This window comes from Streptomyces canarius, assembly GCF_014650735.1.
In the GTDB taxonomy this organism is placed as follows: Bacteria; Actinomycetota; Actinomycetes; order Streptomycetales; family Streptomycetaceae; genus Streptomyces; species Streptomyces olivaceoviridis.
Genome location: NZ_BMVN01000016.1, coordinates 117514 through 129900 on the forward strand (window position 1 = coordinate 117514; position 12387 = coordinate 129900).

At 75.0% G+C, this 12387-nt stretch carries 8 protein-coding genes; 3 read left to right on the forward strand and 5 right to left on the reverse strand.

The window, feature by feature from the left end:
• Positions 1-96: 96 nt before the first annotated feature.
• Together IE294_RS23135 and IE294_RS23140 are read left to right on the forward strand one after the other, a co-directional pair.
• Positions 97-1437 carry an FAD-dependent oxidoreductase gene (locus IE294_RS23135; RefSeq protein WP_189889078.1) on the forward strand — a complete coding sequence of 447 codons (1341 nt, stop codon included), beginning with the start codon at positions 97-99 and terminating at the stop codon, positions 1435-1437.
• Positions 1438-1562: 125 nt separating this feature from the next.
• Positions 1563-2954, forward strand: a complete 1392-nt coding sequence (locus tag IE294_RS23140; RefSeq protein ID WP_189889080.1) for a nucleobase:cation symporter-2 family protein — start codon at positions 1563-1565, stop codon at positions 2952-2954.
• On the opposite strand, the gene IE294_RS23145 is transcribed toward IE294_RS23140, so the two are convergent.
• On the reverse strand, positions 2871-3227 hold the full coding sequence (locus IE294_RS23145) for an ArsR/SmtB family transcription factor (RefSeq protein ID WP_229917306.1): 357 nt from the start codon (positions 3225-3227) through the stop codon (positions 2871-2873). The two genes, IE294_RS23140 and IE294_RS23145, sit on opposite strands and share 84 nt — an antisense overlap.
• Before the next feature lie 130 nt (positions 3228-3357).
• On the opposite strand from IE294_RS23145, the gene IE294_RS23150 reads away from it, so the two are divergent.
• On the forward strand, positions 3358-4437 hold the full coding sequence (locus IE294_RS23150) for an NADH:flavin oxidoreductase/NADH oxidase (RefSeq protein WP_189889084.1): 1080 nt from the start codon (positions 3358-3360) through the stop codon (positions 4435-4437).
• A 41-nt stretch (positions 4438-4478) separates the two neighbouring features.
• On the opposite strand, the gene IE294_RS23155 is transcribed toward IE294_RS23150, so the two are convergent.
• From IE294_RS23155 to IE294_RS23170, 4 genes are all read right to left on the reverse strand, one after another.
• A complete protein-coding gene (locus IE294_RS23155) occupies positions 4479-8762 on the reverse strand; it encodes a cation-translocating P-type ATPase (protein ID WP_189889086.1) in 4284 nt (1427 codons plus the stop codon).
• A 9-nt stretch (positions 8763-8771) separates the two neighbouring features.
• On the reverse strand, positions 8772-9320 hold the full coding sequence (locus IE294_RS23160) for a hypothetical protein (RefSeq protein ID WP_189889088.1): 549 nt from the start codon (positions 9318-9320) through the stop codon (positions 8772-8774).
• 136 nt (positions 9321-9456) lie between these two features.
• On the reverse strand, positions 9457-10782 hold the full coding sequence (locus IE294_RS23165) for an SGNH/GDSL hydrolase family protein (protein ID WP_189889090.1): 1326 nt from the start codon (positions 10780-10782) through the stop codon (positions 9457-9459).
• Positions 10783-10912: 130 nt separating this feature from the next.
• Entirely contained in the window at positions 10913-12229 is a 1317-nt protein-coding gene (locus tag IE294_RS23170; protein ID WP_189889092.1) for an extracellular catalytic domain type 1 short-chain-length polyhydroxyalkanoate depolymerase, read from the reverse strand.
• Positions 12230-12387: the final 158 nt, after the last annotated feature.

Genomic DNA, 12387 nt, shown 5'->3' on the forward strand with positions numbered 1-12387 from the left:
ACGCACCCGGGTCACCCCACCGGCCCCTGCCGTCGGGGCCCCCGCGGTGCCATGCTGGAGCCGTCGCCACACCTCCTTCGGGCGAGGAGTACCGCTGTGCTGCGTGTCGCCGTCGTCGGTTCCGGGCCGAGTGGGTGTTACACCGCCCAGAACCTCGTTCAGCGTGATCCGGAGGTCCGGGTGGACGTCCTGGACCGGCTGCCGTGTCCGTACGGCCTGGTCCGCTACGGCGTCGCCCCGGACCACGAGAAGATCAAGTCCCTCCAGGGCAGCCTGCGGACGGTGCTGGAGCACGAGCGGGTGCGGTTCCTCGGCGGGGTCCGGGTGGGCGGCCCCGGCGGGCTGCCGGCACAGCGGCTGCGGGGGCTCTACCACGCGGTGGTGTACTGCGTGGGCGCGGCGACCGACCGCCGGTTGGGGATTCCCGGCGAGGACCTGCCGGGCAGCTGGTCGGCGACCGAGTTCGTGTCCTGGTACAGCGCGCATCCGGACGCGGTCGACGCGGGCTTCCTCCGCGGGGTGCGCTCGGCGGTCGTCGTCGGGGTGGGCAATGTCGCGGTGGACGTCACCCGGATGCTGGTCCGGGGTGCGGCGGAGCTGCGGCCCACGGACATCCCGCAGGCCGCGCTGGACACGCTGGCGGCGAGCGGGCTCACCGAGGTGCAGATGGTGGGCCGGCGCGGTCCCGCGCAGGCCCGTTTCACCACCAAGGAGCTGCGCGAACTGGGCGGGCTGCCGGACACCGACGTGATCGTGGACAAGGCCGAGCTGGCGCTCGATCCGGCCGATCCCGGCGCGCTGCCGGCGGGGCCGCGCCGCAATGTGGAGGTGCTGCGCGACTGGGCGGCACGGCCTCCCGCGGTGACCGCCGCGCGGCGGATCCGGCTGCGGTTCTTCCTGCGGCCGGTGGAACTGCTCGCCGACGACGGCCGGGTGGGTGCCGTGCGCTTCGAGCGGACGGCACCCGACGGCACGGGCGGCGTGACCGGCACGGGCCGGTACGAGGACGTGCCCGCCCAGTTGGTCCTGCGCTCGGTGGGCTATCGCGGGGTGCCGTTGGAAGGGCTGCCGTTCGACCCGGCGAGCGGCACCGTCCCGCACCAGGAGGGCCGGGTGCTGCGCGACGGCGTGCCCTCCCCCGGCGAGTACGTCGCCGGGTGGATCAAGCGCGGGCCTACCGGGGTCATCGGCACCAACCGGCCCTGCGCCAAGGAGACGGTGACCTCGCTGCTCGCGGACGCTCCCGCGCTCGCCCGCGCGGACGTGCCCGAGGAGCCGGTCGCGGCCCTGCGGGCGGCGGGCGTCGAGCCCGTGCCCTGGGACGGCTGGCTGGCGATCGAGCAGGCCGAGGCCGAGCTGGGGGCGCGGCTGGGGCGGAGCGTGGTCAAACTCTCCGACTGGGACGCGCTGCTCGGAGCGGCGCGGGTGCTGTCGTAGCGCGGCTGTCCGGGGGCGGGCAGGACACACACCGGCAACGGGCCGGAAATCAACAAACTGTTCAAGACGCCTACGGTCTCGTCCTGTCCGCATGCCACTCCCCACCCGCCGCTGATGGAGCTCCCATGGCCACGACCGCAGACGTGCACCCCGTCGACGAGATACCCCCGGTACGACAGCTCGCCGCCTTCGGGTTGCAGCACGTGCTCGCGATGTACGCGGGCGCGGTCGCCGTGCCGTTGATCGTGGGCGGCGCGCTGAAGCTGTCGCCCGCCGACCTGGCGTATCTGATCACCGCGGACCTGCTGGTGTGCGGCATCGCCACGCTGATCCAGTGCGTCGGCTTCCGGCGGTTCGGGGTCCGGCTGCCGATCATGCAGGGGTGCACGTTCGCCGCCGTGTCACCGATGGTGCTCATCGGGACGACGGGGGGCGGACTGCCCGCGATCTACGGCTCGGTGATCGTCGCCGGGCTGGCCATCATGCTGCTCGCGCCGCTCTTCGGCCGGCTGCTGCGCTTCTTCCCGCCGCTGGTGACCGGCACGGTGATCCTGATCATCGGGGTCTCGCTGCTGCCGGTCGCGGGCAACTGGGCGGCGGGCGGCGCCGGGGCGAAGGACTTCGGGGAGCCGAGGAACCTGGCGCTGGCGGGCTTCGTGCTGGCCGTGGTGCTCGGCGTGCAGCGGTTCGCACCCGCCTTCCTCTCCCGGATCGCCGTGCTCCTCGGCATCGCGGCCGGTCTGGCGGTCGCCGTGCCGTTCGGGTTCACCGACTTCAGCGGGGTCGGGGACGCCGACTGGGTGGGCGTCAGCACGCCGTTCCACTTCGGGGCGCCGCAGTTCCGCTTGTCCGCGATCGTGTCCATGCTGGTCGTCGCCCTGGTCACCATGACCGAGACGACGGGTGACCTGATCGCCGTCGGTGAGCTGACCGGGCGGAAGGTCGAGCCGCGCCCCCTCGCCGACGGGCTGCGCGCGGACGGCCTGTCGACCGTGCTGGGCGGGGTGTTCAACACCTTCCCGTACACGGCGTACGCGCAGAACGTGGGCCTGGTCGGCATGACCCGGGTGCGCAGCCGCTGGGTGGTGGCGGCGGCCGGCGGGATCCTGGTGCTGCTCGGCCTGCTGCCCAAGCTGGGCGCGGTGGTCGCGGCGATCCCGGCACCGGTGCTCGGCGGGGCCGGCCTGGTGATGTTCGGGACGGTCGCGGCGAGCGGGCTGCGGACGCTGGCCCGGGTCGGCTTCAAGGGCGACGACAACCTGACCGTGGTGGCCGTCTCGGTGGCGATCGGCCTGCTGCCGGTGGGCGTGCCCACGGTGTACGCGAAGTTCCCGGACTGGTTCCAGACGGTGATGAACAGCGGCATCAGCGCGGGCTGCCTGTCCGCGATCGTGCTGAACCTGCTCTTCAACCACCTTCCGGTGAGGCGCGGTTCAGCCGTCGGCGCGCAGTCGGCCGGACTGCCGGTCGGCGGCGGTGAGGAGGCTGTCGAGCAGCCCCGGGAAGAGGCCGTCTAGATCGTCCCGGCGCAGGCCGTTCATCTTGGCCGTGCCCCGGTAGACCTGCCGGATGACCCCGCTCTCCCGCAGCACCCGGAAGTGGTGCGTGCTGGTGGACTTGGTGACCGGCAGGTCGAACTGCGAGCAGGTCAACTCCGCTTCCCGCAGCGCGAGTTCGCGCACGATCTGGAGCCGCATCGGGTCGGAGAGCGCGTGCAGCACGGACTCCAGCCGGATCTGCTCCCGTTCCGGATGCGGCAGCGCACGGCCGGCGGTGGCGGTGTCGGTCACGGCGACTGCCCCTTCCTCGCAAGAAGCTCGACTGTCTGCATTGTACGAGAGCCATCGTAGTTTGACATTCATCGTAGTACGAGGAGTACCGTACGAACCGATCAGCGGTCCGTGACGAATGGAGTACGTCGTGAGTGCGCTCTTCGAGCCCATCACCCTGCGCGAAGTGACCATCCCGAACCGGGTGTGGATGCCCCCGATGTGCCAGTACTCGGCCGACCCGGAGGGGCCGCTCACCGGTGCTCCGAACGACTGGCACTTCGCGCACTACGCGGCGCGGGCCGCCGGCGGCACCGGCCTGATCGTGGTGGAGGCCACCGCGGTCTCGCCCGAGGGCCGGATCTCCCCGTACGACCTCGGGCTGTGGAACGACACCCAGGTGGAGGCCTTCCGCCGGATCACCCGCTTCCTCACCGCCCAGGGCACCGTCCCGGCGGTCCAGATCGGCCACAGCGGCCGCAAGGCGTCCACCGACCGGCCGTGGAAGGGCGGCGCGCCCGTCGGTCCGCAGGCGCACGGCTGGCAGCCGCTCGCCCCGAGCGCGCTGCCCTTCGACGAACGCCACCCCGTCCCCACCGAGCTGACGGTCAACCAGATCACCGAGATCGTCGGGCAGTTCGCCGCCACCGCGCGCCGGGCGCTCGCCGCGGGGTTCGAGGCCGTCGAGATCCACGGTGCCCACGGCTACCTGATCAACGAGTTCCTCTCCCCGCACTCCAACCACCGCACCGACGCCTACGGCGGCTCCTACGAAAACCGCACCCGGTTCGCCCTGGAGGTCGTGGACGCCGTGCGGGAGGTGTGGCCCGCGGACAAGCCGGTCTTCTTCCGCGTCTCGGCCACCGACTGGCTCCAGGAGGGCGGCTGGACCCCCGAGGACACGGTCCGCTTCGCCCGCGACCTGCACGCCCACGGTGTCGACCTGCTCGACGTCTCCACCGGCGGGAACGCCGCCGGCGTCTCCATCCCGACCGGGCCGGGCTACCAGGTCCCGTTCGCCGCCCAGGTGAAGGCCGAGACCCCGATGCCGGTCGCCGCGGTGGGCCTGATCACCGAGCCCGAGCAGGCCGAGAAGATCGTGGCGAACGGCGAGGCGGACGTGGTCCTGCTCGGCCGGGAACTCCTGCGCAACCCGTCCTGGGCCCGCCAGGCGGCACGCGAGCTCAAGGCGGGGATCCGGGTCCCGGACCAGTACCACCGCTCGGTCTGAGCCGGGGCCGCCGGGCCGGCTCCCCGGCCCGGCGGTGCGGGTCAGACCGGCAGCAGCCGCCCGACGGTCCGCTCCAGCCGGGGCAGTGTGCGCTGGCCCGCCAGGGCGAGGGCGATCGCGGCCACGACACCCGCCCAGGCGACCGGGCCGAGCGGGGTGCAGCCGAAGACGCGGCTGATGCCCGGGGTCTGGACCACGGCCACCAGGGCCAGCGCGGAGCCCAGCGAGGTGATCTGCACCAGGCGGCTGTCGCGCCGGTCGAGCAGGGTCTGCACGAGTTGGGTGCCGACCACCCCGCACAGCGCCATGGTGCTGGAGCGGCGGGCGGTGCCCGGTGTGAAACGGCCGATCAGCCAGGCCGTGAGCGCGCCCAGGCAGGTGGTCAGGGCCCGGTGCCGGATCTGCCGCAGCAGGGGATCGCCCAGCACTCCGGCGGCCTCCTCCACGTGCCCCAGGTCCGCCTCGCCCTCCTTCTCGGTCACCGCCACCGCCATCGACGGGAACAGGTCGGTGAAGAGGTTCACCATGAGCATCTGCCGGGTGGACAGCGGCGCCCGGCCGGACAGCAGCGCGCCGAGGATGCCGAACCCGACCTCGCCCGCGTTGCCGCCGATCAGGATGGCGATCGCGTCGGCCACGCTGTGCCACAGCGCGCGGCCCTCGCCGACCGCGTCGATCAGCACCGTCATGTCCTCGTCGGTCAGCACGATGTCCGCGGCGTTGCGCGCGGCGGCCGACCCGCGCGCGTTGATGCCGACGCCGATGTCGGCCGCGCGGATGGCCGCGGCGTCGTTGGCGCCGTCGCCGACCATGCCGACCACCCGGCCCGCGTCCCGCAGCGCCTCCACGACCTGGAGCTTCTGCTCGGGCGCCACCCGGGCCACCACGCCCGCGTCGCGCAGCATCCGGGCCCGGGACGCGCGGTCGGCCGCGGCCAGCTCGTCGCCGGTGACCACCACGGTGTCCTCCGGCCAGCCCAGGTCGGCGGCGATGGCCCGCGCGGTCTGCGGATGGTCGCCGGTGAGCATGACCGGTCGTACGCCCGCCGCGTTCAGCCCGTTCACCAGCGCCGTGGAGGTCTCGCGCGGTACGTCGGACAGCGCCAGCAGGCCGATGAACTCCAGGTCCTGGAGCGGCTGTTCGAGGACGTCGGACTCCTGCTCCCCCGCGCCGAGCCGGCGTTCGGCCACCGCGAGGACCCGCAGGCCGGCCCCGGCCAGCGTGTGCGCGGAGTCGGAGGCGTGCGCCGGCAGTCCGGTACAGGCGGGCAGCACGGTCTCCGGGGCGCCCTTGACCACCAGGACGGCCGGGCCGTCCCCGCTCCGGCCGACGGCGGCGGCGTACCCGCGCGCTGCCTCGAACGGCAGGTCGGCGAGCTGGGTCCAGTCGGGGTCGGGCGGCGCCGCGGTCAGCACGGCCTCGTCGGTGGCGTGCACCGGCCGGTCGGAGTCGCCGTTCAGCCGCGGGCAGGCCCGTGCGGCGGCCCGGATCGTCTCCTCGGAGCCGGCGTCGTCCACCGCGCGGACCGTGCCCCCGGCGTCGGAGGTGCGCACCAGCCGCAGCCGGTTCTCGGTGAGCGTGCCGGTCTTGTCGAAGCAGATGGTGTCCATGCGGCCCAGCGCCTCCAGGGCGCGCGGGGTGCGCACCAGGACACCGCCCCGGCTCAGCCGCCGGGCGGCCGCCAGCTGCGCGACCGTCGCCACCAGCGGCAGCCCTTCCGGTACGGCCGCCACGGCCACCGCCACCCCGCCGCTGACCGCCTCGCGGATCGGGGTGCCGCGCAGCAGCGCCAGCCCCGTCACCGCGGCGCCGCCCGCCAGCGTCAGCGGCAGTGCCTTACGGGTGAGTTCCTGGAGTCTGGCCTGGACACCGGCGGCCGGGGGCGTACGGGCGGCGAGGTGGACGGCACGGGCGGCCTCGGTGCGGTCGCCGGTGTCGACGACGATGGCCCGCGCGTCGCCCGCCACCACGGTCGTGCCCTCGAAGAGCATGCACCGCCGGTCGGCCACCGGGGCGTGCGGAGTGGGGTCCGTCTGCTTCTCCACCGGCAGCGACTCCCCGGTCAGGGCGGACTCGTCAACCTCCAGGCCCTCCTGCCACAGCAGCCGGGCGTCGGCGGGCACCACATCGTCCGTCTTGAGCTGGATCACGTCGCCCGGCCGGAGCTTGCCCGCCTCCACCGTGCGGATGCCGCCGGCCGGGGCCTCGGTCTCCGGCGGTACCAGGCGCGCCCTCTGCTTCTGCTCCGCGACGAGCCCGGACAGCGCCCGCTCGGCCCGCAACCGCTGGATGCCGCCGACCAGGGCGTTCAGGTCGAGGGCGCCGACGACGAGCAGCGCGTCCATGACGGAGCCGAGGATCGCCGACGCGGCCGAACCGACGGCCAGAACCGGGGTGAGCGGGTCCTGGAGTTCGCCGCGGACGGCGCGGCCGAGCCGGTAGGACCAGCGGGCGGGCGCGACGGCCGGATGCCGGCCGACACCCTCGGCCGCCTTGCGCATCCGGGTGCCCAGCCCGCCGAACGGGCCGGTCTCGGGGGCCGGTTCGTGGGCCAGCCGGTCACGGGCCTCCTCCGGGTCCAGCTCGTGCCAGTGCACCCGGGGGCGCGGGTGCGGGGTGCGGGCCGCCGCCACGCCCAGTGCGGACCGCATCCCGGACAGCAGGGCCAGGGCGGCGCCGGCGTCGACGGGTGCGTGCCGCAGCCCCGGCAGCACGGACCGGCGGCCACGTCCGCCGCCGGACTCGCCGACGGCGACGAGCAGCCCGGACAGCGCGGCACCGGAGCGGGCCAGGGTCTGGGCCCGGTGGCCGACCCGGCGGGCGGCCGGGACCGCGGTCAGCACCCGCCACACGTCGGGCAGGCCGTGCAGGGCGAGGATGTCCGCGCCCCAGACCACCGCCGCGTCCCGGTCGGTCAGGGCGAGCGCGACATCGGCGGCCCGCAGGGCGTCCAGCACGTCGTGCTCGTCGGCCGTGCGGACCCGGGCGGCCACCAGGACGGCGCCCTCGTCGCCGCGCGCCTCGTACACGACGTCGTCCAGCGGCCTGCGGGCGTCGACGACCTGGTCGGCGAGGCCGGTGAAGTCCTCCAGGGCCGGGTCGTCCACGAGGACGACCCGGAGCCCGGCCCGGCGGGCCGCGTCCAGCACCGGTTCGGCCCACGGGTCGGCCTCGCCGTCCTCGGTGCGCAGGGCACTCGGGTGCAGGACGACCGTGCCGGCCATCTCCAGCTGGCGCAGCCGCTGCGGGGCTCGGACCAGCACGCCGGTGCGGGCCAGGGCGGCGCTGAGCACGGCGTGGAAGGCGGCGGGACCGTAGCGGGCGGCCTTCGGCGAGCCGGCCAGCACCGCTTCGGCCGCCTCGGCGCCGTCGTGCTTGACCAGGAGGGTGGCCGCCGCGCCCAGGAGGCTGCCGGCGGAGGCGTGGGCCGCGTACTCCTGGGCCGGGGAGACGCGCAGCGGCGGGCGCGGCGGGCCCTGCGCGGCGAGGCTGACGCGGTCGGGGGCGCACAACTGGTCGTGCACGGCGTCGAAGGCGGCCGAGCGGGCCACCGTATCGGCCACCTGGCAGGCCCGCAGGACGCCGTCGAGCACCAGGGAGGTGGGGGTCTGGCCGGCGCCGTGCACGGCGGCGTTCGCGCAGGCCAGCAGGAGGTCCATCCCGGAGTCGCCGAGCCGGGCGCGCAGCCATGCGCGGGAACGGGGGTTCTCCCGCAGGAGCGTCACCGCCGCGGTCACCACCCGGGGCGAGGGCGGCAGCCGCAGCGCGTACGCGGTCAGCGCCACCGCGATCCCGGCGCCGTCGGCGGCGAGCGTGGCCACCGCTGCGCGCACGCCGGCCGGGTCGGCCGGGTGCGTGGTCTCCTCCACGCCCGCGCCCTCCAGGACGAGCCCGTGCCGCTCGGCGAGGCCGGCCGCGTGGTCCAGGACGCGGTCGGCGGCCTCCTCCTCGGTCACGGTCACCACCAGGCGGGCGAGTCCCTGGTCCCAGTAGGCGACGAGTACGTCGGGGTGCTCCGCCAGTGCCTCGGCCATCCGGCGCGCCAGGTGTTCCGTGCCGCCCGCGCGCCCGGCCTGCTCCAGGGGCCGTACCGCCAGGTGGGTGCGGGTCCCGGCCCGCCAGTGGTCACCGGAGCCGGGCAGCGCGTTGCGCACCACCCGCCCCACACGCGCGGCGGCGTCCAGGCCCCGCACGCCGGCGCGCGCGGTGCCGGCGGCGGCACCGGCGGCCAGTCCGACCGCCGGTGCCGCCGCCCGCGCGAGCAGGCGTTGCGCCGTCGGCAGCGAGCGGGGGGCGGGCGACGGCGCTGTCGGCAGACCGGGCACATGACCTCCTCAGAGCGTGGTGCGATCGGGGCGCGCGGTGGGTCCGAGGGGGCCGGAGGACGTCTTGCCCGCCGACGCCCGGGCACCGTGGGCGCCCTCGGGCGGGCTGGGCGCGGGTGAGGTACCGGGCTCCTCGGCGGGCCCCGGCGCCGCGGTACCGACCGGCGCCTGGGTACCCGCGGCAGTCCAGGTCCCGGCCGCCTGGTCGGGACCGTGTTCCCCACCGCCGGGCCTGAGGGCCGCGCTGCCCATGTCGTGCGCGGGTTCGGCGGGCGGGGCCGTCTCCCCGGCGCCCACCGGCTGAGCGGGCCGGGGCTGGGTGAGCCAGGCCACCGCCGCGCCGGTGAGGGCCACGGGCCACTCCACCACGCCCGCGGCGCCGAGCACGCCCGCTCCCGCGTAGACCGTCATGCGCCGACCACGGGGCGAGACCGCGCCGACCTTGTCCAGTGTTTCCCCGGCGGCCCTGGTCACCGTTCCGGCGCCGGGCACCCTGCGCAGTACCGAGGCCGCGCCGCGCAGGGGCGCCGTGAGGGCCGACGACTTCTGCTCAGCCATGACTCTCCTCGGGTGAGATCGTCTTGCGTGCCCCACCGAGTGCCCGCGACCGTGCTGGTCATCCCCTCCTTTCGCGGGGAAATCACCATTTCCAAGGAAATGCCATGAATCCCTTCGGCGCCACCCGTCCCACCCGTCAGGAGGTGTGCCGGAACAGCCCCGCGGGCACGGCCGCGGCGAGGACGCCGTAGCCGTCGGGGTTGAGGTGCAGCCAGTCCCCGGCGTGCAGCGCGGGCTGGAGCCGGTCGGGGACCTCGGGGTCCCGTACCGCCCGGTCGAAGTCGAGCACCGCGTCGAAGTGGCCGGGGGTGCGGATCCAGGCGTTGACGCGCTGCCGGGCGGCCTCCCGCTCGCCGGCCGGATCGTCGTACGGGGTGCTGCCGCCGAACGGGGTGAGAGTCGCGCCGTAGACCCGGATGCCCTGGGCGTGGGCGCGGACGACGATCTGCCGGTACCCGGCGATGAGGTCGTCGGTGACCGCGCGCTGCGCTTCGGGGGTGGCGTCGGCGGTGCCGATGTCGTTGACGCCCTCGAAGAGGATCAGCCAGGCCACGCCGCTGCGGGAGAGGACGTCCCGGTCGAGGCGGGCGAGGACGTTGGGGCCGAGCCCGTCGTTGAGGACGCGGTTGCCGCCGGCCGCCTGGTTGAGGACGGCGATGTCCGAGGTGGCGGGATTGCCGTGCAGGCGGTCGTAGAACTGGTCGGGCCAGCGGTCGTTGCCGTTGGTGGTGGAGCCGCGTCCGTCGGTGAGGGAGTCGCCGACCAGGGCGACCGCCTCGGTACGGCCGGAGGCCAGCACCTCGACGTCGCTGAGCAGGTACCAGTGGTCGACGGCGGTCGCGCCGGGGAGGTCCTGGTCGCGCGTGTGGTCGCCGTGCGCGAGGTACGACGTGGTGCGCGAGCCGGGATGGGAGGTGAGCGCGAGCGACGCCTGGCCGCGCGCGGTGTACGCCGTCACCGTCAGCTCGGACCCGGCACGCAGCTCGAAGTCAAGGGGGTCGGAGACCATCTGGGCGCCCACCGGGACGGTCGTGGAGTCCCGGCCGGCGAAGGTGACCCGGCGCAGGGTCCCGGGTTCGACCGCGCCGGCCCCGGCCCTGCCGTCGCGGGGCAGGGCCACGGTGACGGCGGTCAGCGGCAGCGGGGTGTCGCCGTACGCGTTGGAGAACCGCAGCCGGATGCGGGGGCCGCCGGCGGTGACGCGCACCGTCTGCCGCAGGGTGGTGTCGACGAGCACCGACTTCTCACCGGTGTACGGCGCGGGCGGCAGGTTGGCGGGCTCGGTCAGCTGGGGCATGCCGGTCCAGGTGTTCACCCAGTGCCGGCCGGGGGCGGCCGCTGCGGTGGCCGGTGCCGCCCTCTTGACCAGCGCCGTGAGCGCTGAGGCCGTCACGGCGAGGGCGAGGACGAGGACGCAGGTGCTGAGGACGGTGGCGAGCGGCGTTCTGCTGGGCGACTTCACGGAGACCTTTCCGGGGTGCGGGGCGACGGCGGGTGCCGGATGTGCGGTGCTGACAGCCGGGGCTGACCGAGGCTCCGGTGCGGCGGGGCGCGCGCCGACGGCTCATGCCACTGCGGTGCGCGCCCCCGGGTCATCGGCCGACCGTGCACGCACCGCCGTTGAGGCTGTAGGCGGCCGGTGCCGCGCTGTCGCCGGTGTGCGTGGCCTGGTAGCCGATGGTCACGCTCGCGCCGGGGGCGAGGGTGGCGTTGCACGAGGCGTGGGTCGCCGTCACAGCGCCGGAGTTCGGGCCGAAGGTGGCGTTCCAGCCGTTGGTGATGGTCTGGCCTGCCGGGAGGGTGCAGCCGAGCTTCCAGCCGTTCAGCGCGGTCGTATCGGTGTGGGTGACGGTCACGGAGGCGGTCGGACCGGTGCTCCAGGCGCTGACCTCGGCCGTGACCTCGCAGGCGCCGGCGGGCGGTTGCGGGGTGGTGCCGCCGCCGTCGAGACCGAAGAAGGCGAGTGCCCGGGAGGCCATACCCGGGCCGTAGAGGTTGTGGCCGACGCCCTGGAGGCTGATCGCCTCGACGGGAGCCCGGTCACCGGTGGCGCCGTAGCGGGTGCGGGTCCAGCCGGAGACGGGGGTGTCGGTCGCGGCCGGGGTCTGGCTCACGCCGAGCACGTTCGTCCACTGCTTGATCTCCTCCCCGAAGTCGGGGTAGCGCAGGGTGTCGTCCGCGGTGCCGTGCCACAGCTGCATCCGGGGGCGCGGACCGGTGTGGCCGGGGTGGGCGGCGCGCACGAGGTCGCCCCACTCCTGCGGGGTGTGGCTGACGGTGCCGCCGGAGCAGGAGCTGTTCCACTCGGAGCCGTCGGTGGTGGCGAAGCAGCCGAAGGGGACCCCGGAGAAGGCGGCGCCCGCCGCGAACACGTCGGGGTAGTCGCCGAGCAGGACGTTGGTCATCATCGCGCCGGAGGAGATGCCGGTGACGAAGACCCGGCCGGTGTCGGCGGCGTAGGTGCGGGTCGCCCAATCGACCATGGACCGGATGCCGACGGGGTCGCTGCCGCCGTCGCGGCGGAGCGCCTGCGGGGAGGAGACGCCGAAGCACTTGCCGGCGCGGGTCGCCGACGGGTACACGACGACGAACCCGTACCGGTCGGCCAGCGAGGCCCATTCGGTGCCGGAGTACATCGCGGAGGCGGAGCCGCCGCACCAGTGCACGGCCACCACGACCGCCGGGTGCGCGGTGACGTTGCCCGGTGCGTAGACGTACATCCGGAGGTCGCTGGGGTTGGTGCCGAAGCCGGTGACCTCCGTGAGGGTGGCCGTGGGGACGGTCCGCTCCCGGGCCGTGGCCGGGGGCACGGCGAGGGCCAGTGCCGCGAGGAGCGGCAGGAGGGCACCCAGGAGGGCGACAAGTGCCTCGCGGGTGCCGGTTCTTGAGCGGTGCGGTGTGGGGGGCACGTCACTTGTCCCTTCGGATCGCGGCTCGTGCGAGGGCGCGCTGCGTGCGCGTCGTGCGAGGAACATGCGAGGGACACCCCGGCATCGTGGCATGGACACGCGGTTCATGGAAGCGCTCCCACGGCACTTCCCCGCCGACCGGAACCGCGCCGCGCGAC

What these genes read in the sequence shown, in the direction of transcription:
- IE294_RS23140 (WP_189889080.1), top strand. Translation starts at nt 1,563, where the DNA reads ATGGCCACGACCGCAGACGTGCACCCCGTCGACGAGATACCCCCGGTA.
- IE294_RS23160 (WP_189889088.1), bottom strand. Translation starts at nt 9,320, where the DNA reads ATGGCTGAGCAGAAGTCGTCGGCCCTCACGGCGCCCCTGCGCGGCGCG.